Here is a 19,727-nt window from a genome sequence, read left to right on the forward strand (position 1 = left end):
CGTTTTTGGCGGCAGCTGGAACACGGTCTGCGGAATATCCACCACCACCCGGTAGGGATCGGCGAGCGTGAAGGCGCGCACCCCGATGGAGGCGGTCACGTCCATGACCAGGCGGGTCTGGCTGTCGTCGCCGGCGAGCCGGATATCGGTCGCAACCGGGAGCGCGGCAGGCGCAGTCGCGCGGCCCTGCGCCATCGCCTGCGAGAAACCCGCGAGCGTCAGAAGCCCAGCGCAGATGGCTGTCGCAAAGCGGCCGGCCACGTTCGTCGCCCTCCCCCGCCCGATCCTTACTCTGTAGAAAGCGGAGAGTTAATGACCTGTTAAAGCCTGGCCGCGGTTCGGCCGCCGGGTGTGGCCGGACCGCGACGGGGTGCTTGTGAGTAGCGGGTTGCCGCGGGCTGGCATCGCCCGACGCCATGCTATGCAGGTCATTGTCATCCCACTGCCGAATCGCCGGATATGCCCCAGGGAACCCTTTTCACCGAAGACTTCCTCAACGAGGGCATCCGCGAAACCCACGCCTGGCGAGATACCACGGACGCCGCCCTGGCGGCTTTCCGCGCCCAGCTTGAGGGCATTTTCGCGAAGATTGCTGATCCGTCCCGCCTGAACGAGGCGCAGACCGAGGAGCGCATCGTCAAACCGGTGCTCGATGCGCTCGGCTGGGAGCAATGCTACTGGGTCCAGGAACGGCTGGAAGTCAAAGGCCGCGCCAACGTCCCCGACTACCTCCTGTTCGCATCGCGCGAAAAGGCCGACGCCGCCGACCGCAAACAGAACGCCGCGCATCGGTACCCGTTGGCGGTCGCGGTCGCGGACGCCAAGGCCTGGAAAATCGGTCTTGATCAGCGCGGCTCGGGGGCCGGCGCCGAGGAAACGCCGTCCGGCCAGATCCTGCGTTACCTCTCCCGCGCGGATGTTCAGTCCGAACGCAATGTCCAGTGGGCGATCCTGACCAACGGCCGGTTCTGGCGCCTGTATTATCAGGGCGCGAAGTCGCGGCTGGAGGAGTATTTCGAGATCGATCTCGGCTGGGTGCTTGGACTGCCCGGCATCCAGGGCGAACTGAATGCCGCGGTCCGGCCGCCGCTATTCCAAAGTGACCGCAACTGGAGCGATCACCTGCTCAAGACGATGCTGCTGTTCTTCGGACAGGCAGCATTTTCGCCTGGCAGGGATGGCCGGACCTTCCATCAGGTCGCGCTCGCCGAGGGCCGCGACTGGGAGGCGCGGGTTCGCGAGAATCTCTCGTCGGTGGTGTTCGGTGAGGTCTTTCCCGACCTCATTCGCGCACTGAAAAGTGCCGATCCGCAGGCACCCGCACCGCTCACCGCCGATTACCTCGCAACCCTGCGCGACGCCGCGCTGACGATGCTCTACCGCCTGCTGTTTCTTCTCTATGCGGAAGACCGCGATCTCCTTCCCAAGCGCGATCCGAAATACGGCGGACTGTCCGACTTGCGCGACAAGGTCGCCGAGCGGCTCGATGCGGGCACCGATCTCAGCCGGCTGCGCAAGAATTTCGGACTGGAATGCAACGAGGTCTTCGTCACCATCGATCAGGGCGACGATTCCATCGGCGTGCCGCCCTATAACGGCGGCCTGTTCTCCGAGAAGAATGCGGCGACCGCCTTGCTCGACCGGGCGATTCTTCCCGACGCCTATTTCGCCCCGCTGCTCGACCGCCTGTCCCGCACCGACAAGGACGGCCGGCGCGTGCGCATCAATTTCCGCGACCTGTCGGTGCAGCAATTGGGCTCGATCTACGAGCGGCTGCTGGAATACGAGCCGGTCGCCAACGAAAGCGCGCCCGGCGGCATCGAAATCCGGCTGAACAGCTTCGCGCGCAAGGGCTCGGGCAGCTATTACACGCCGGACGAACTGGTGAAGCTGATCATCGAGCGCACCATCGGGCCGCTGGTGCGGGAACGGCTCGATGCATTCGCAGAAAAGGCGAAAGCGCTGGCTTCGGACAAGCAGCGCGTCGAACTGCGCCTGCAGGCTTTGCGCAAGATCGATCCGGCCGAACGCATTCTCGATCTGAAAATCGTCGATCCGGCGATGGGCTCGGGCCACTTCCTGGTCTCACTGGTCGACTATCTGGCGGAAGCCGTGACGGCGGCGATGGGCGAAGCCAGCGAAGCGGTGACATGGGGCGACTATGTCTCCCCGCTCGATAACCGGCTAAACGATATCCGCAAGCGCATCCGCGCCGAGGCCGATGCGCATAAATGGGTGGTGCGTGACGACCAACTGGTCAACAAGAACCTGATCAAGCGCACCATTCTCAAGCGCTGCGTCTATGGCGTCGACAAGAACCCGATGGCCGTCGAACTCGCCAAGGTGGCGCTGTGGCTTCATACCTTCACCGCCGGCGCGCCGCTCTCGCTGCTCGACCATCATCTGAAATGCGGCGACTCGCTGTTCGGTGAATGGGTGCGCAAGGCGCTTGACGGCCTTGCCGCGCGCGGCTCGCTGATGATCAGCGGCGCGATCCAGGCGGCGGAAGCCGCCATTGCCGGCATGGCGCTGATCGAAAGCCGCAGCGATGCCGACATTGCCGAAGTGAAGGCGAGCGCCGCCGACTATCACGACGTGACGGCGCGGACCGAGCCGCTGCGCCGCTTTCTCGATTTCTGGCAGGCGGTGAAATGGCTCGACCTCACCGACGACGAGAAGAAGGCGCTCGATGCCGCGCTCGACGGCGCCTTCGGCCCGCCGACGGCTGTGCTCGCCGGATTGCAGGAACCGGTCCGGCCCGCAGGGCTCACCGACGAGGCGCTGTCGCTGTTCGACGAGGGCCGCGAGGAGCAGCTTGCCATTACGGGCCTTGGCAGCGCCGGCACCGCGCGCGACTTCCGCGTCATCGGCGGACTGATCGCCCGCGCCCATGCGCTCGCCGCCGAACAGCATTTCCTGCACTGGCAGATCGCCTTTCCCGGCGTCTGGAAAAACTGGGCAAGTGCCGATCCCGATGGCGGCTTCGATGCGGTGATCGGCAATCCGCCATGGGACCAAGTTGACTTTGAACACATCAAATGGTTCGAAAATAGAGACCCGGCTGTTTCACGCTCTTCGACCGATTCGGAGCGCAAGCGCCTGATTCGCGCCCATCAAACCAGCGAAACCCAGTTGTGGGCTGAATTCCAGGTCGCAGATGCGGTCTTCGATACGCAATTGAAGCGGTCGAAATCGGAATACTCCCTTTTTCGCGGCCGAAAATTCTTCATCCACTTCGCATTTGTCGAACAAAGCCTTCGCCTGATCAATAGCTTTGGCAAAATTGGCTTACTCGTCCCTTTGGGAGTTGTTTCGCACAACACATCGTCCAAATTTGTAGAGAGGATTGTTTCTCGGAACCTCCTCCGCGAAGTGATCGATTTCGAAAACAGAATGGGGCTTCACGGCAGCTTTTTCCCGGACATTGATGCACGAACAAAATTCTGCATCCTGGTCATGGGCCGAAGCCATGACGCGAAAGCTACGTTCGCCAGCTTCTTTACTGACATTCGTATTCCAGTAGAGAAGCAGCTTCTTTCGTTGAGCAGAGAAGATATCTCTGCCATTAGTCCGAATTCTGGACTTCTTCCCATCGCTCAATCCAAGCGGGCTCTTGCTCTTACACGCGCCGCATACTCTAAAAACCCCGTTATGTTCTCACGGTCGCATGACAAGAGAGAACTTCCCCTCCTTTACCGACAACTCTTTAATAGAGCTACCGACTCCAACCTTTTTGTAGACATCGAGCAGCTTCAGCAGATGCACGCATTCCCCATTGGATACTCGCGCTTCAAATTTGGAGGAGAACTCTACTACCCGGTGTACGAAGGAAAGATGGTTGGGATGTTCAACCATCGCGCTTCTAGCGTCGTCCGGAATACAGAGAATCTCTACCGCAAGGGACAACCGGCGCGGGCGTCAGAAACTGAACTGACGGATCCGCAGTGGTCTCCCCTTCCAGACTACTGGATTGCAGATTCTCAAATTGAGACGCGGTCGAGCGCCCACTGGATGCTGGGCATAAAGGATGTAACGTCGGTCACGAACGAAAGGACTGTCATTGCATCTTTTCTACCGAGATGCGCCCCGACGCATACCATTCCAGTTCTCCTGACGACGAACATCGAATTAGCCTGCCTAGGCGTGGGCAATCTAAATTCGTTCTGTCTCGATTTCTTTGCTAGGCAAAAAGTCCAAACAAACCATTTGAGTGAATACATCCTTGATGAGTTGGCGATCGTTAGTGTCGAGAGGATGCATCATCGCCGCTTCGGTAAGCGCACCGCAGCCGACATCGTCAAGGACCATGTGCTGCGGCTCACCTACACCGCCCATGACATGGCGCCGTTTGCGCGCGACATGGGCTATATCAACGCCGACGGCACGGTGAAGCCGCCGGTCATCTGGAACGAGACCGAACGGCGGCATCTGCGCGCGCGGCTCGATGCGCTTTACTTCATTCTTTACGGCGTCACCGGCGAGGACGACATCCGCTACATCCTCTCCACCTTCCCGATCGTGGAGCGCAAGGACCGGCAGGCGCATGAGGGCGTCTATCTCACCCGCGAACTGATCCTCTGGTACAAGCGCGCGTTGGAGGCTGGCGACACCGAGACCGACGCGCCGGAGGCGGAGGTCATCCGCCTCGCCAAAGCGCGCGGCGACTGACCGCCCCTATTCGATCTTGATGCCGAACCGGTCGGCGAGGCTCTTGTAAAGCGCGCTATCGGCCGCATAGATCGTGGCGAAAGCGTCCGCCGGGAGCAGCTCCGCCGTCAGTCCCTGGGCCAGCATAAGCTGCTGCACTTCGGGCGCTGCGAGCGCCGCGTTGATCTCCTCATTGAGCCGCTTGATGATTGCAGGCGGCGTGCCCTTCACCGTTGCAACCCCGAACCATTGGCTGAGGTCCACGCCGTCAAAGCCGAGTTCGGCCAGCGCCGGCACGTCGGGAATCGTCGGAAAGCGCTTGGCCGTGGTCACCGCATAGCCGCGCAGCTTGCCGGACTTGATATGCGGCGCCAGCGGACCAACGCCGGAGACCGCCAGTTGCAGCGTGCCGGACAGAACATCGTTGGTCACCTGGGCACCGCCGCGATACGGAATATGGGTAATTTTCGTGCCGGCCTTCTCGTTGAACAATTCGCCTGCGATGTGTTGCGAGGAGCCATTGCCCGCAGTGCCGAAATTGAATTTTCCGGGATCGGCTTTCGCGCGCGCGATCAAGGCGTTCAGGTCCGGAATATCGGCGCTCGCCGGGCCGGCGAGAAGCATGGGGCCCTTGCCGAGCAGCGCAACGGAATCGAGATCGGTGCCGACAGCCGGGGTCGGCCGCCCGTACAGGATCGGTCCGGGAATGGTGATCAGCGTATAGCCGTCGGGCTGCGCCGAGGTCACCGCATTAAGTGCGATGGCGCCGACGCCGCCGGTGCGGTTCTCGATCACGATGGTCTGGCCGATCTTCTTGGAGACGCGATCGGCCACCGCGCGCGTGATGGTGTCGGCGGCCCCGCCCGGCGCAAATCCGACGAGCCACTGGATCGGCTTGGCCTTCGGCCAGTCGGAGCTTTGCGCCGACGCCTGCGGCGCGCCGATGATTGCGGCGAACGCCGCGAGCATCATGGTGGTCTTGAGCGATTGCACGGCCATCGAGTCATCCTCCCTGGTTATCCCGGCTCATTCGCTGCGCTGAGCAGCTTGCCGATGATCGGAAACACGGCGATTTGCTCGCTCTTGTTCAACGCCTGCATCAGAGCGCGCTGGCGCGCCTGCATATGGGGAATGGTCCTGTCGTAGACCGCGCGCCCTTTCGCGGTGAGCGCCACCATGCTCGACCTGCGGTCGGCGGCATCGGTCTCGATCGAGATCAGGCCGCGCTTCTTCAGTCCGGCCAGAATGCGGCTGAGCAGGCCTTTGTCGATCGCGGAAATCTGCCCGATCCTGGTTGCATTAAGGGTCGCGCCGGTGCCGAGCAGCGCGATCACCCGCCACTCCGGCAAGCGAAGTCCAGACGCGCGCGCCAGAATTGCGGATGCCTGCCGGTTCAGCGCGCTGTGCAGCGCATGCAGACGGTAGGTCAGGAACTGCTCGACCGGCAGGTCCGCGCCGTCATCCAGCTCGACCAGGGCAAGCTTTGCCATCGCGCAAATCTCCGGAACCGCGGCAACAGCAATATGCCCTTCCGCCGATTGCTTGACAAGTCAACTAAATCGTCCGCACACTCCCGGGATTGAAATGCGGAGACCGGCATGGCGCACGGGCGGCCGAATATTGTCCTGATCACATCCGATCAGCAGCGCGGGGATTGTTTCGGCTTCGAAGGCCGCAAGGTGAAGACACCGCATCTCGATGCGCTGGCGCGCGACGGCACGCGATTTTCCGCCTGCATCTGTCCGAGCGTGGTGTGCCAGCCGGCGCGCGCCTCGATTCTGACCGGACAATTGCCGCTCACGCATGGCGTGCACGACAACGGCATCGATCTGTCACCCGAGACCGGCGAACGGGGCTTTGCGGGATCGCTCGCGCGCGCCGGATACGACACAGCTTTTATCGGCAAGGCGCATTTTTCGACCTATCACACGTTCAAACCGACCGGTACGCCGGAATGCGTCGCATCTTCCGCCGATTTCGGGGCGGACTGGTACGGTCCCTATATGGGCTTTTCCCATGTCGAACTGATGCTGGTCGGCCATAACTGGTTTCTTCCCGAAAGGCCGCCGCGCGGGCAGCATTACGAACGCTGGTTCTATGCCGACGGGCATGGCGACGAGAAAAACGCGCTGTATCGCGCGAATGCCGGCGACACCGCGGATGCGGCACAATGCTGGCATTCGCAATTGCCGGTCGCCTGGCACAACACCACCTGGACCGCAGACCGCGCCATCGACTGGCTCAAGCGCGAACATCACGATCCATTCTGCCTGTGGGTGTCGTTTCCCGATCCGCACCACCCGTTCGATTGCCCGGAACCGTGGTCGCGGTTGCATCACCCCGACGCAGTCGATCTGCCGCCCTACCGCACGCGCGATCTCGAAAACCGGCCGTGGTGGCATCGCGCCGCGCTCGAAAGCGAGCCCGCGGGCGCGCCGGAGCGTACCGCCGTCCGCAAATCCTTTAGCCGCATCGCGCCGCAGAGCGACCGCCAATTGCGCGAGATCATTGCCAACACCTACGGCATGGTCGCGCTGATCGATCACAATGTCGGGCGCATACTGATCGCGCTTGACGAACTGGGCCTCGCGGAAAACACCATCGTGATCTTCACCGCCGATCACGGCGACTGGCTCGGCGATCACGGCCTGATCCTGAAGGGACCGATGCCCTATGAAGGATTGCTGCGCGTCGGCCTGATCGTGCGCGGGCCCGGCATCCCAAAAGGCAAGCTTATCGACGACCCGGTATCGACCCTCGATCTCGGCGCCACCTTCCTCGATTACGCGGGTGTGCCGGCGTTGCAAACGCAGCACGGCCGGTCGCTCCGCCCGCTGATCGAAGGACGCGGTTCGCGCGATTTTGCGCTGAGCGAATGGGAACTGCATCCGCAGCGCGCCGGCGTCGCCCTCAGTTTGCGCACGGTGCGGACCAAAACCCACAAGCTCACCCTCGACCTTCGCTCCGGCGACGGCGAGCTTTACGATCTCGGGCGCGACCCCTTCGAGCGCGACAATTGTTTCGCCGATCCAGGTTTTGCTCGCATTCGCGCAGAGCTGACGGACATGATCCGGTCGCGGCCCAAGGATGAAGGGCCGCTCCGGGAGCCGGTCGGCATGGCGTAGACGTGGCATCGAGGAGACGCCGTTCGATGCGTGCGGCGAATACGCTTGTCATTATGTCGGATGAGCATCAGGCGCGGGCGATGGGCTGCGCCGGCCATCCGTTCGTCTCGACTCCCAACCTGGACCGTCTGGCAGCGCGCGGCACGATGTTCACCAATGCGGTAACGCCGAGCCCGATCTGCGTGCCGGCGCGGGCGGCTTTTGCCACCGGACAATATGTCCACAGGTGCCGGTACTGGGACAATTCATTCGGCTATGACGGTCGCGTCCGCGGCTGGGGGCATGCGCTTCAGGAGGCCGGCATTCGCGTCGAATCGATCGGCAAGCTGCATTACCAGAAGGAGAATCTGCCGACCGGTTTCGACGTCGAGCATATCCCGATGCATCTTCACAAGGGCGTCGGCATGGTCTGGGCGTCGATCCGCGACCCCCTGCCCGCGCATCGCCCCGCCGGCAAGCGCATGCTGGGCGAGCATATCGGACCGGGTGAGTCCGACTATACGCGCTACGATCATGCGATCGCCGATCTCGCGGTGGACTGGCTGTCCACGACCGGGCGCACGGCCCGCGAACCCTGGTGCCTGTATGTCGGATTCGTGGCGCCGCATTTTCCGCTGATCGCGCCGCCGCACTTCTTCAATCGCTATCCGCTGGACGCACTGCCCGAGCCGAAACTGCACCCGAATTCGGGCTATCGCCTGCATCCCTGGCTGCAGGAGCATGAGGATTTCTGGAGCCACGAGGCGACGTTGCGGAACGATCAGGAGCGAAGGACCGCCATTGCCGCCTATTACGGGCTGGTGTCATGGCTCGATCATAATGTCGGACGGCTGCTGGATGCGCTCGACGCCGCCGGCCTGACGGCTTCGACCCGCATCATCTATGCCTCCGATCACGGCGACAATCTCGGCGCCTGAGGCCAGTGGGGCAAATCGACCCTCTACCGGAAATCCACTGATGTTCCGTTGATTATCGCCGGCGGGGGTGTCGGGCTTTGGTGTTGCACAACGCCGGTCAGCCTGATCGATCTTTCGGTCACCCTGCTCGACAGTTTGGGTCTCGATCCCGTTGCGGCATTGCCGGATGCCAGCGGCGAGAGTCTGCACGCCATTGCATCGCGCCCCTTCGACCTGAGACGGGTGGTCTTCAGCGAATACCACGCGGTCGGTTCGAATACCGCGGCGTATATGGTGCGGCGCGGTCGCTGGAAATATCACTATTATGTCCGGCACCGGCCGGAATTGTTCGATCTGCTCGAGGATCCGGAGGAGACAATCAATCTCGCAGACTCGCCCGGACATCACAGGACGCTTGCCGGAATGGATGAGGCGCTGCGTTCGATTTGCAATCCGGAGCGTGTCGATCGCGAGGCCAAGGCCGACCAGGCCGCGTTGATCGAGCGCGTTGGCGGAGCGCAGGCCGCGTTCGATCTCGGCCAGGCGGCGGCAAGCGGCACCCCGGCGCCGAAACCGTCCGGGACCGCAGGATAAGGATTGCAGGATAAAACAAGCCCCCGGCGCAGGCGGCGTCCGGGGGCTTGCGCCCTGGCAGGGCGGGATGGCTCAGGCCTTCAGGCTGTCGGGCACCTTGCCGCCATTCTCGGCGAGCTTGGTCATGACCTGCTTGTGCAGCCAGATATTCATTTTGGCGGAATCGTTCATGTCGCCGGTATAGCCGAGCTCCTTGGCGAGCTCCTGGCGATTTTTGAGACTCGAATCGAGGTCGAGCACCTTCATCAGGTCGACAATCGACTTTCTCCAGTCGAGCTTCTCTTTCTTCTGCGCGGCTAGGTCGGACACGACCTTCTCCACGTCGACCTGGGCCATGGCCGCGCCGCCGCCACCGCCGCCCGCCGGCACCGCCGCCGAGCCAGAACCGGCCGCGCTGCCCGAACCAAGGCCAATCGCCGACAATATCTTTCCGAAAATGCTCATTCCTCTTCTCCTGCTTGCACGTTGTCGCCTCCCGAACACAAGTTCTCATCGAGCAAGCGCTCCAGGGACGGCACGACTTTAACGCAGTTTTCAAGACGGTCCTGCGGCGAAGCCGCCGCACCGCGCAGGGTCACCGGATCTTGAACGGCAGATGGCAACCCATCAGTCTACGGTATTAAGATACCGAACTCGCAAAATGCTGAGCTGCTCTGGAAAAAAGACTGAAAATTGAAAGGCTTACAAAGAAAAATCCGGGAGCAACCGCGATTGCTCGCTTGCTATCCATTCATCCGCGTCCTAAGAAGTCGGGTGCTTACGGTTTGCACAGGTTCCGCCGTGCCGCGTTCAGGCACCGGCACGCTCGCCTCGAAGACAGCGCCGGCATGAGGGTCCGGAATCGCAAGAGCTGGCGAGCGTAAGGACCAGGGTCCGACCCCCTGCCACGTTGCAGGCGGCGGCAGGTCCGATTGGCCGGTGTCAGCGAGTTTGGGTATCTTGGGACTCAATGCACGATTAATGTGCGCGAGTCGCAAGGTCGGCGGGAACCGGCGCCAGTTTTCAAGAACGCGGCGCAAGCGAAAGCGCAAGCAAGAACGACTAACGCGGTCGCGCGATACGCTGCGGCCGCCCGCTGCGGGTTTTGATGTGATGGCGCAGGTGGAAGCCAGGGGCTGGTCTGAGGTCGGCGGATCCGTCCGCGCGCGCAGCACCGGTTCGCGCTTGATCGAAACGCCCGCTTATTCTCCATACTCACTGTTCCCCGCATGCCCGCGCCGCGTTTCGACGCGCGAGGTCCGCCTGACGGACGCTGCGCCGCCCGGGGCCAAGAGAAGATTCAATGTCCAACAAAATGCTGATCGATGCGACCCATCCGGAAGAGACCCGGGTGGTCGTCCTGCGTGGCAATCGCGTCGAGGAATTCGACTTTGAGAGCGCAAGCCGCAAACAGCTCCGCGGCAACATCTACCTGGCCAAGGTTACGCGCGTAGAGCCCTCGCTGCAGGCCGCCTTCGTCGATTACGGCGGCAACCGGCATGGCTTCCTGGCCTTCGCGGAAATTCACCCGGACTATTACCAGATCCCGGTCGCAGACCGGCAGGCGCTGCTCGAGGCCGAGCGGCATGCCGAACGCGACGAGGACGAAAATGGCGGCGAGCGCTCCGAGCAGCGCCGCGGACGCGGCCGCCGCCATCGCGGCCGCGGGGCCGGGCGCAATCGTCACCGCGATGTCGTCAAGAGCGACGTCGTCGCCGCGCATGAGGACGGCGAAACGCCCCGGCCGGTCACGGACGACGCCACCTCGCCGCACCCCGTCATCCCGAGCGACCACGAGGTGCGGGGCCACGAGACCGCAGCAGAAGCCGCGGCACGTTCGGATGGCTCGCCAGGTGGCACGTTGCAGCCGGCCGATGCGCTCCAGTCGGATCGCGGCGCACATGGTGAGAGCGAGGCCGCGGCCGGTCACCCCGCGCCTGACCTCGCGCCGGCGCAAGCAACCGAGCCCGCGGCATCCGAAACCGCAATATCCGAGACCGCAACAAAAGCATCCGCCGAAACCGCGACTGTGCCCGCGGACGAGCCGGCCGCCGCGCAGGCGACGGCAATTGCCGACATCGACATCGTCGAAGCGATTGCCGAATCGAAGCCGCAGGATCTGGCTGCGCATCCGGACGAGCAACCCGCAGAAACCGTGGATCGCCAAGCCGATTCCGAAGACGCCGGGGGCGACGGGGCCGAGGAGGAAGCCGGCGCTGCCGAAGCGAAAGACAAGAATGACGATTCCGACGACGATTCTGACGACGGCGACGAGGACGATGGCGACGACGAGGAAGAAGAAGAGGACGAGGAAGAGGTTGTCGAATCGGTCGGGGGCGATGCGATCGAAGAGGTGATGGAACGCGCCCCGCGCGTCCGCCGCCATTACAAGATTCAGGAAGTCATCAAGCGCCGCCAGGTGATGCTGGTCCAGGTGGTGAAGGAGGAGCGCGGCACCAAGGGCGCCGCGCTGACCACCTATCTCTCCCTCGCCGGCCGCTATTCGGTGCTGATGCCCAATACGGCGCGCGGCGGCGGCATTTCCCGCAAGGTCACCAATGCCGAAGACCGTCGGCACATGAAGGAGATCGCTGAAGAACTCGAGGTGCCGGAGGGCATGGGCGTGATCCTGCGCACCGCAGGCGCCTCGCGCACCAAGCTCGAGATCAAGCGCGACTTCGAATATCTGCTGCGGCTGTGGGAAACAGTGCGCGATCTGACCCTGAAATCCACTGCGCCCACCCTCGTCTATGAGGAAGGCTCGCTGGTGAAGCGCGCAATCCGCGACCTCTATCACAAGGATATCGAGGAGATCGTGGTCGAGGGCGAGAGCGCCTATCGCGAGGCCAAGGACTTCATGCGCATGCTGATGCCGAGCGCGGTGAAGAACGTGGTCCCCTATCACGACACCCAGCCGATTTTCGCGCGCTATGGCATCGAATCCCAGCTCGACGCCATGTTCCAGCCGACGGTCCAGCTCAAGTCCGGCGGTTATGTTGTCATCAACCAGACCGAGGCTCTGGTCGCGATCGACGTCAATTCGGGACGTGCCACGCGGGAGCACTCGATCGAGGAAACCGCGACCAAGACCAATATCGAGGCGGCGGCCGAAATCGCCCGCCAGCTCCGGCTGCGCGATCTCGCCGGGCTGATCGTGATCGATTTCATCGATATGGAGGAAGGCCGCAACAATCGCGCGGTCGAACGCAAGCTCAAGGAAGCGCTGAAAAGCGACCGCGCCCGCATCCAGGTCGGCCGGATCTCGCATTTCGGCCTGCTCGAAATGTCGCGCCAGCGCATCCGGTCGTCGGTGCTGGAAAGCTCAACCGAAGTCTGTCCGCATTGCGGCGGCACCGGGCATGTGCGCGCGGTTGCGTCGGTCGCGCTGCAATTGGTGCGCGCGGTCGAGGAAACGCTGATGAAGGGCGCGACGCACAATCTCATCGTGCGCTCGCGCTCGGACGTGGCGATCTACGTCCTGAACCACAAGCGTGCGCATCTGCGCATGCTGGAGGAGCGGTTCAAGATCGCGATCTCCGTGACCGTCGATCCGACCCTGACCGGTCACCCCTCTTTCGCCGTTGACCGCGGCGAGCAGGTCATGTCGCTCGATCAGGCAAGGACAATCGCCTCGACAATCCGGCCGGATTCCATTCCCGCCTATGAAGACGAGGACGAAGCCGAGACCGACGAGGTGCTCGACGAAATCGAGACCGAGGGCGAAGAAGCGTCCGCCGAGCCTGCGGAGGCCGGTGACGACGAGCGTGATCGCGGCGGCCGGCGCAGGCGGCGGCGCGGACGGCGGGGACGCGGACGCGATGGCGAAGCCCGTCCCCATGCCGGAGACGCTGAAGTCGCGGCGGCGCAACCGGAGGCGGCGCAGCCAGACGACGAAGCCGCAGGCGAATCCGACGACGCGGAGAGCGATGCGGACGACGAAGCCGTCGCCGCGACCAATGGCGACGGTGAGAAGCGCCGGCGCAGACGGGGCCGCCGCGGCGGACGCCGGAACCGTCGCGACCGCGAGGACGACAGTCTCTCGCTCGAACGCGACGACGAGGAGACCGCCCCGGAGGCGGTCACGGCCGACGCACCGGCAGAAAGCCAGCCGAGCGCGATGCAGGGCCTGACCGGCAGCGAGCCCGAGCCGGTGAATGCTCAGTCGGCCGGCGACCGCGCGACGGCACCTCAGGCAGCCGCCGAACCCGCTCATGTCAACGGTCCCGCGGCCCCCGAGCCCGCCACCGAACAGCCGGTACGCCGGCGCTCGACCGTGAGAGAGGCGCCCCCGGCCTATACCGCAGCCGACCAGGAGGCCTACGCGCCGCAGCCGGCTCCGCCCGCCCCGCCGCCGGCGCCTGCCGAGACAGGCGAACCAGCCGTCCAGCAGGAAGCCGAAAAGCCGAGGCGCAGGGGTTGGTGGTCGATGCGCGGCTGACGGCCGCGCCGAGCGGGAGCGCCGCATGAAGAGCGCGTGGGTGGAGTCCGACGCGCGCGAGCTCGTGTCGCGGTACGAAGCGGACGGGATCGCGGCCGACCTGGCCTTGCGCGTCTACACCACGCGCCTCCTTGGCCGCGATCCGAAGCTGGTGCTGCATGGCGGCGGCAACACCTCGCTGAAGACCAGGACCGTCGACCTGAACGGTGAGCCCGCCGACGTGTTGTGCGTGAAGGGCTCCGGCTGGGATATGGACGAGATCGAACCCGCAGGCCTCCCCGCCGTCCGGCTCGACAACCTGCGAAAGGCACGCGCGCGGGAGGCTTTGTCCGACGAGGACATGGTAGCGCTGCAGCGCGTCAATCTGATCGACCCGATGGCACCAAACCCGTCGGTCGAAACCCTGCTGCACGCATTCCTTCCGCATCGCTTCGTCGATCACACGCACGCGACCGCGGTGCTCGGTCTCGTCGATCAGGAGGACAGCCGCGCGCTTTGCGAGGAGGTTTATGGCCCGCGCATGGGCTTCGTTCGCTATATCATGCCGGGCTTCGCGCTGGCCAAAGAGGCCGCGAATGTGTTCGACGCCGATCCTGCGGTCGAAGGACTGATTCTCGACAAGCACGGGATTTTCACCTTCGGCGAGACCGCGCGCGAAGCCTATGAGCGCATGATCGAAATGGTCACGCTTGCCGAGATGCGGCTGGCGCAGAACCGCAAGACGGTGTTTGTCAGCGCGCAATTGCCCAACGAACCGGGCACCGTGGCCGAGATCGCCCCGGTCCTGCGCGGTGCGGTCGCCCTGCCCGATCCGCACGTGCAAGGCGCGTGGAAGCACCTGATCCTCGACTTCCGCTCCAGCGATGCGATTTTGAATTTCGTCAATGGCGAAGAGGTCGCGCGCTATGCGACCGCCGGCGTGATCACGCCGGACCACACCATCCGCACCAAGAACTGGCCGATGATCGCGCCCGCCCCCGACGCGGAAAACCTCGCCCGCTTCCGCGAGACGACGCGCGAGACAGCTGCCGTATTCGTGGAGCGATACGCGGCGTATTTCACACGCAACAACGCCCGGACGGGTGGCATCAAGACCATGCTCGATCCGGCCCCGCGCGTGATCCTCGTGCCGGGCGTCGGGCTGTTCGGTCTTGGCCGCTCGAAGAAAGCGGCGCGCATCGCCGCCGATCTGGCCGAGGCCGCGGTCGAAGCGATCACCGAGGCCGAGGCCATCGGCCGCTATACGCCGATCGGCGAAACCGACATGTTCGACGTGGAATATTGGTCGCTGGAACAGGCCAAGCTCGGCGGAGCGCAGGAGCCGCCGCTGGCCGGCCAGGTCGCGGCGATCACCGGTGCTGCCGGCGCCATCGGTTCGGCTACGGCCAGAGCCTTTTCCGCCGCGGGCGCCGAGGTGGTGCTGCTCGATATCGACAGCGCCAATCTCGTCGAGAAGGCCAAGGCGCTTGGCGCGCTCTCCATCCGCTGCGACGTCACCGACGATGTGTCGGTCCGGGCTGCGTTCGACCGCATCTGCGAGACCTTCGGCGGGGTCGATATCGTCGTGTCCAATGCGGGCGCCGCGTTCCAGGGCAGGATCGGCGACGTCGATGATGCAACGCTGCGCCAGAGTTTCGAGCTCAATTTCTTTGCGCATCAGCGGGTGGCGCAGAACGCGGTCCGCATCATGCTGGCGCAGGGCAGCGGCGGATGTCTCCTGTTCAACGCATCGAAACAGGCGATCAATCCCGGGCCCGATTTCGGCCCTTATGGATTACCCAAAGCGGCGACCCTGTTACTCGTCCGTCAATATGCGCTCGATTACGGCGCCGACGGCATCCGCTCCAATGCGGTCAATGCCGACCGCATCCGTTCGGGCCTGCTCACCGACGATTTCATCGCCGCACGCGCCAGGGCGCGGGGCCTGAGCGAGACCGACTATATGGCCGGCAATCTGCTGCGCCGCGAGGTCACCGCCGACGACGTCGCACAGGCCTTCCTGCATCAGGCGCTGGCGCTGAAGACCACGGCCAACGTCACGACCGTCGACGGCGGCAATATCGCGGCGGCGCTGCGGTAGGTTTTTCCCTTCGCATGGGTTTCGCAGACGCTTTGCACGTTCTGCGCGGGCCTGGCGGCTGGCGGGAGGCCTCGCCGGGCTTCCCCTTTCCGGAACCCGCATCGCGCTCTACATTGAAAATGCAAACATGGGGTGACCGTCATGCCGCAGCTCGCAACAAAGACCCGCGAGGTCGCCTCGATCGAGGCCACGCTGAATTACGTGAAAAACGACGGCCAGAAGATCGTGGTCGAGCCGGTCGGCGGCGGCTCCACCGAAATGCGCACGCTCGGCACCATCGATCCGCACAACGTCGTCATCCGCAACGGCCGCAAGCTCGAAACCTCCCTCGACGGCGAGGGCTTCCTGCTCGCCTGGCACGAAACCGCAGTGTCGGACTTTTTCGACGACACGCAGATCCGCGACGTTTATTATCCCGAGATCGTCGATCTCATCAAAATCCAGAGCGGTGCAAAACGCGTCGTGATCTTCGATCATACGCTGCGCACCGCCGACGATGCCGACCGGCAAAAACGCAAGATCCGCGAGGTGGTCCCCCGCGTCCACAACGACTATACGGAATGGTCCGGCCCGCAGCGCGTGCGCGATCTTCTTCCCGACGAAGCCGGGACGCTGCTCGCAGGACATTTCGCCATCATCCAGGTCTGGCGCCCGATCCGCTATGCGGTGGAAACCTATCCGCTGGCGCTATGCGATGCGCAGACCATTTCGCCGAACGACCTGATTGTCACCGAACGCCGCCATCCGGACCGGATCGGACAAACCTATTCCGTCAGCTACAATCCCGACCATCGCTGGTTCTGGTTCCCGCTGCAACGGCGCGAGGAGGCCATCGTCTTCAAGGTCTATGACTCGCTCAAAGACGGACGCGCGCGGTTCTGCGCGCATACCGCCTTCGACGATCCGACCTCGCCTGCCGATGCGCGGCCGCGCGAAAGCATCGAGATCAGGACGCTGGCGTTTTTCTGAACGCTGCTGTTGACTGATGCCGCCGGGGTCGCCCGCTCGCGGCGTCAGAACTCGTCCCATTGGTCGCGGGCGACCGCGGTCGCGAGCGCGCTCTGCATCTGCCGCGCGTTCCCGCGGATCGCAGGCTTGCGCACCGGGGCCTGCGGGCGAGCCTGCACCGGCCGCTTCGCAACCGGTTCGGCTTCGTCCTCAACCTGGTCCGCCTCTGCCGCTTTCGGCTCGTCGCCGTCATGCAGACGGAAGGCGGCGACCCGGCCATCCAGCGCATGCGACTGGTGCTCCAGCGTCTTGGCGGTTGCGGCATTCTCCTCCACCAGTGCCGAGTTCTGCTGGGTCACCTCGTCCATCTGGGCGAGCGCCTTGTTGATCTGATCGATGCCGTCGGCCTGCTCGGCGCTGGCACTCGCGATATCGGCGACGATCGCCGCAACATCGTTGATGCTCTTGAGGATTTCATTGAGCGCATCGCCGGCACGGTTAACCAGTTGTACGCCCTCCCCGACCGCCGTCGATGAATTCTGGATCAGCTCCTTGATATCCTTGGCCGCCTGCGACGAGCGCTGCGCCAGGCTGCGCACTTCGGATGCGACCACCGCAAAGCCGCGGCCGGCTTCGCCCGCGCGGGCAGCTTCGACCGCCGCATTGAGCGCCAGAAGGTTGGTTTGCCGCGCAATCTCGTCGATGACGGAAATAATGTCGGAAATCCTGCGCGAAGCATCCTCGATGCGGCTCATCGCCGACACCGCGTGCGACACCACCTCGCCGCCGCGATTGGCGACGTCGCGGGTGCCCTGCATCAGGCCGTTTGCCTGTTTCGCATTCTCGGCATTCTGCTTCACCGTCGCCGCGATCTCCTCCATCGAGGCGGTGGTCTGCTCGAGATTTGCCGCCTGCTCCTCGGTGCGCTGCGACAGATCGGTCGTGCTCGAGGAAATTTCGGCCGAGGCGCTCGTCACTTCGCGTGTCGATTCGACGATCGCCGTCAGCGTATCCTGAAGCTGGTCGATGGCGTGGTTGAAATCGTTCTGGATCTTCTTGTATTCGCCCGCCCAATCGTCGCGAACGCGATAGGTCAGGTCGCCCTGAGCCAGACGTTCGAGACCGCGGCCGAGGCCGTCGACCACCTGCGCCACCTGGCGCGCCGCTTCCGCACGCACCGCGTCGTTGCGCGCGCGCTCCTCCTCGGCGATACGGCGGTCTTCCGCGGCCTGTGCTTCGATGCGTTCCTTTTCGATGGCGGCATCACGGAACACGGTCAGCGCGCGTGCCATCTCGCCGATTTCATCGCTGTCGTTGACGCCCGCGATTTGCACCGCATTGTCGCCGGCGGACAGTCGCTGCATGGAATCGCACGTCATGGTCAGCCGCCGGACCAGATTGCGTCGCACGTAGAAGAATGCGATGCCGAAGGCGGCGAGCAGTGACCCCACCGCGACGCCAATCAGCAGCATCCGGCTGTTGGCCAGCTCCGACAGCAGCGCAGCGGTGCCGCCCTGCATGCCGGATTCGGTTTCCTTGACCAGACCGGAGACGGCCTGGTCGAGCTGCTTCTGAATCTTGACGTTGTCGGCAATCACCCGTCCGGCCCCCGCGGTGACGCTAAGCTCCTGACCGCGCAGCGCGAATACGCCATCGCTGGCCTGGCCGATCTCGATCAGGGCGTCGATGTCCTTGCGGATCGCCTCGTCGGGGAGGCTTTGCGCCGCCAGCATCAGCATGTTGGCGGAGAACGAGAAGCGGTCGGCGATCGGCTTCAGCTGGGCCTGGTCCTTCGCGACCGCGCCCTCGCTGATCAGGCTCGCCAGCAGGTGGGTCTGGATCTTCAGTTCCAGCGCGTTGCGGAAGCTGACCAGCTGATCGTCGATCAGCTCGCGGACCAGCGTTCCCGTCCGCTTCACCGCCGCCTCGCCCTGCATCACCGTGTCGAAATTCAGATCATCGATCAGCGTGATCAGCACATTGGCGAGCCCCTCATGAGCGCGGAACACGTTCTGCAGACGTGCACCTTCGTTCTCGGCCGCTGCGGTCTTCTTGAAATCGGCGAGCTTGAGCAGTCCCGAGGTGCGCTCGCGAAGCGTATTGTAGCGGTCCACCTTGGGCAGCGAATTGAGGTGCTTCTCGGCGCGGCGGGCCGATGCGGTGAAGCGGTCTTCCAGCATCGCCAGAATCGCAGGCGACGAGGTCAGCGCGCCTGCCGTCAAGAGGCCGGTCGCCAGATTGGTCTCGGTGCCGATCTGCACCACCGTCTGCATCGTCTGCACACCGTCTTCGACCAGCGCCTTGACCGTCCGGTCGCCGATCTTGCCGATGTCCTCGGCCTTGTTGACGGCGCTGACATAGGACGCATTGACGATCGGCGTGACTTCGTCGGTGATTTTATTGTGCAGCCTGTGCAGCTCGTCGAGCTTGCGGTCGAGCATGGTGCGCACGTTGGAGCGCGAGGAGATCACCGTATCGAGGTCGGACAGGTTGTTTTCCAGGAGCCGCGCGGCGACATCGACGGCGCTGAAGGCTTCCCGGCTCGATCCGGCGCGCACCTTGTCGATCAGGACGCGAAGCTGCATCGAGCGGTCTTCGATCTGGGCTGCAACCTGGCGCTGGTCGCGGATATTGTCGGCCGACACGAAGCGCGCGGCGGCCGCGGAAATCTCGCCCGACATCACCGAGAGCCGCAGCGCCTCGGTCATCAGCGGCACTTCGCGCTGCGCGATGTTCTGGACGCTTTGCTCTGCGGAGCGGAACGACAGGATGGCGACGCCAGAGGCGACCACCGTCATCAGCGCAACCGCCCCGAAGGCGAGCTGCAACTTGACGCCGATCCCGGCTTTTGCCAGCCGCACCGGATTAAGCAGATGCGGCACATTGCCGACCACACGAAAGACTTTCATCCATTCCCCCCGACCGGTCCGCGACCGGCATTTCCGGACGGAGCAGGCTCCGTCCCTCTCAGTCTCGGCCAGGAGCGCCGTTGCATCCGGACTGGCATGCGAGGCGCTCCC

The 19,727-nt window shown here is 63.9% G+C and carries 12 protein-coding genes and 1 pseudogene; 7 read left to right on the forward strand and 6 right to left on the reverse strand.

Going from position 1 to position 19,727, the window contains the following annotated elements; genetic code table 11:
• The coding region (locus ACK41X_RS09285; protein ID WP_409721735.1) for an AMIN domain-containing protein at window positions 1–261 on the reverse strand (261 nt) is incomplete at its 3' end.
• Window positions 262–309: 48 nt separating this feature from the next.
• Window positions 310–789 carry a hypothetical protein gene (locus ACK41X_RS09290; RefSeq protein WP_409721737.1) on the reverse strand — a complete coding sequence of 160 codons (480 nt, stop codon included), beginning with the start codon at window positions 787–789 and terminating at the stop codon, window positions 310–312.
• A gap of 465 nt (window positions 790–1,254) precedes the next feature.
• Here ACK41X_RS09290 and ACK41X_RS09295 point away from each other — a divergent pair, with 465 nt between their 5' ends.
• The gene (locus ACK41X_RS09295) at window positions 1,255–4,668 is read left to right on the forward strand and encodes an Eco57I restriction-modification methylase domain-containing protein (RefSeq protein WP_409721739.1); all 3,414 of its coding nucleotides are present in this window, start codon (window positions 1,255–1,257) and stop codon (window positions 4,666–4,668) included.
• A gap of 6 nt (window positions 4,669–4,674) precedes the next feature.
• Here ACK41X_RS09295 and ACK41X_RS09300 read toward each other — a convergent pair whose 3' ends face one another.
• Complete coding sequence (locus ACK41X_RS09300; protein ID WP_409721742.1) at window positions 4,675–5,646, reverse strand: Bug family tripartite tricarboxylate transporter substrate binding protein; 972 nt, start codon at window positions 5,644–5,646, stop codon at window positions 4,675–4,677.
• Between the two features lie 17 nt (window positions 5,647–5,663).
• A complete protein-coding gene (locus tag ACK41X_RS09305) occupies window positions 5,664–6,137 on the reverse strand; it encodes a MarR family winged helix-turn-helix transcriptional regulator (RefSeq protein ID WP_409721745.1) in 474 nt (157 codons plus the stop codon).
• A gap of 108 nt (window positions 6,138–6,245) precedes the next feature.
• Between ACK41X_RS09305 and ACK41X_RS09310 the strand changes: the two genes are divergently transcribed.
• The 3 genes and pseudogenes from ACK41X_RS09310 to ACK41X_RS09320 all read left to right on the forward strand — a co-directional run.
• Complete coding sequence (locus ACK41X_RS09310) at window positions 6,246–7,772, forward strand: sulfatase-like hydrolase/transferase (RefSeq protein WP_409721748.1); 1,527 nt, start codon at window positions 6,246–6,248, stop codon at window positions 7,770–7,772.
• Window positions 7,773–7,798: 26 nt separating this feature from the next.
• Window positions 7,799–8,689: a sulfatase-like hydrolase/transferase gene (locus tag ACK41X_RS09315; protein WP_409721751.1), complete on the forward strand. Its 891-nt coding sequence runs from the start codon at window positions 7,799–7,801 to the stop codon at window positions 8,687–8,689.
• Window positions 8,690–8,707: 18 nt separating this feature from the next.
• A pseudogene (locus tag ACK41X_RS09320) lies at window positions 8,708–9,262 on the forward strand (sulfatase/phosphatase domain-containing protein); the annotation flags it as partial.
• 72 nt (window positions 9,263–9,334) lie between these two features.
• Here ACK41X_RS09320 and ACK41X_RS09325 read toward each other — a convergent pair.
• Complete coding sequence (locus ACK41X_RS09325) at window positions 9,335–9,706, reverse strand: DUF3597 domain-containing protein (protein ID WP_409721754.1); 372 nt, start codon at window positions 9,704–9,706, stop codon at window positions 9,335–9,337.
• A gap of 838 nt (window positions 9,707–10,544) precedes the next feature.
• Between ACK41X_RS09325 and ACK41X_RS09330 the strand changes: the two genes are divergently transcribed.
• The 3 genes from ACK41X_RS09330 to ACK41X_RS09340 all read left to right on the forward strand — a co-directional run bounded on the left by ACK41X_RS09330 (window position 10,545) and on the right by ACK41X_RS09340 (window position 16,728).
• Window positions 10,545–13,679: an Rne/Rng family ribonuclease gene (locus ACK41X_RS09330; protein WP_409721757.1), complete on the forward strand. Its 3,135-nt coding sequence runs from the start codon at window positions 10,545–10,547 to the stop codon at window positions 13,677–13,679.
• Between the two features lie 25 nt (window positions 13,680–13,704).
• Entirely contained in the window at window positions 13,705–15,759 is a 2,055-nt protein-coding gene (locus ACK41X_RS09335; RefSeq protein WP_409721760.1) for a bifunctional aldolase/short-chain dehydrogenase, read from the forward strand.
• Between the two features lie 141 nt (window positions 15,760–15,900).
• Window positions 15,901–16,728 (forward strand): CmcJ/NvfI family oxidoreductase, encoded by an 828-nt coding sequence (locus ACK41X_RS09340; RefSeq protein WP_409721763.1) that lies wholly within the window; start codon window positions 15,901–15,903, stop codon window positions 16,726–16,728.
• Window positions 16,729–16,772: 44 nt separating this feature from the next.
• Here the strand turns inward: ACK41X_RS09340 and ACK41X_RS09345 are convergent, their stop codons facing one another.
• The gene (locus ACK41X_RS09345) at window positions 16,773–19,616 is read right to left on the reverse strand and encodes a methyl-accepting chemotaxis protein (protein ID WP_409721766.1); all 2,844 of its coding nucleotides are present in this window, start codon (window positions 19,614–19,616) and stop codon (window positions 16,773–16,775) included.
• Window positions 19,617–19,727 lie beyond the last annotated feature (111 nt).

The sequence above is a fragment of the Pseudorhodoplanes sp. genome (assembly GCF_046289595.1).
In the GTDB taxonomy this organism is placed as follows: domain Bacteria; phylum Pseudomonadota; class Alphaproteobacteria; order Rhizobiales; family Xanthobacteraceae; genus Pseudorhodoplanes.

Excerpts from the sequence above, each read along its gene's own strand:
- ACK41X_RS09325 (WP_409721754.1), bottom strand. The coding sequence starts at position 9,706 with ATGAGCATTTTCGGAAAGATATTGTCGGCGATTGGCCTTGGTTCGGGC.
- ACK41X_RS09305 (WP_409721745.1), bottom strand. The coding sequence starts at position 6,137 with ATGGCAAAGCTTGCCCTGGTCGAGCTGGATGACGGCGCGGACCTGCCG.
- ACK41X_RS09290 (WP_409721737.1), bottom strand. The coding sequence starts at position 789 with ATGCGCGGCGTTCTGTTTGCGGTCGGCGGCGTCGGCCTTTTCGCGCGA.
- ACK41X_RS09335 (WP_409721760.1), top strand. The coding sequence starts at position 13,705 with ATGAAGAGCGCGTGGGTGGAGTCCGACGCGCGCGAGCTCGTGTCGCGG.
- ACK41X_RS09340 (WP_409721763.1), top strand. The coding sequence starts at position 15,901 with ATGCCGCAGCTCGCAACAAAGACCCGCGAGGTCGCCTCGATCGAGGCC.
- ACK41X_RS09345 (WP_409721766.1), bottom strand. The coding sequence starts at position 19,616 with ATGAAAGTCTTTCGTGTGGTCGGCAATGTGCCGCATCTGCTTAATCCG.
- ACK41X_RS09315 (WP_409721751.1), top strand. The coding sequence starts at position 7,799 with ATGCGTGCGGCGAATACGCTTGTCATTATGTCGGATGAGCATCAGGCG.
- ACK41X_RS09300 (WP_409721742.1), bottom strand. The coding sequence starts at position 5,646 with ATGGCCGTGCAATCGCTCAAGACCACCATGATGCTCGCGGCGTTCGCC.
- ACK41X_RS09330 (WP_409721757.1), top strand. The coding sequence starts at position 10,545 with ATGTCCAACAAAATGCTGATCGATGCGACCCATCCGGAAGAGACCCGG.
- ACK41X_RS09310 (WP_409721748.1), top strand. The coding sequence starts at position 6,246 with ATGGCGCACGGGCGGCCGAATATTGTCCTGATCACATCCGATCAGCAG.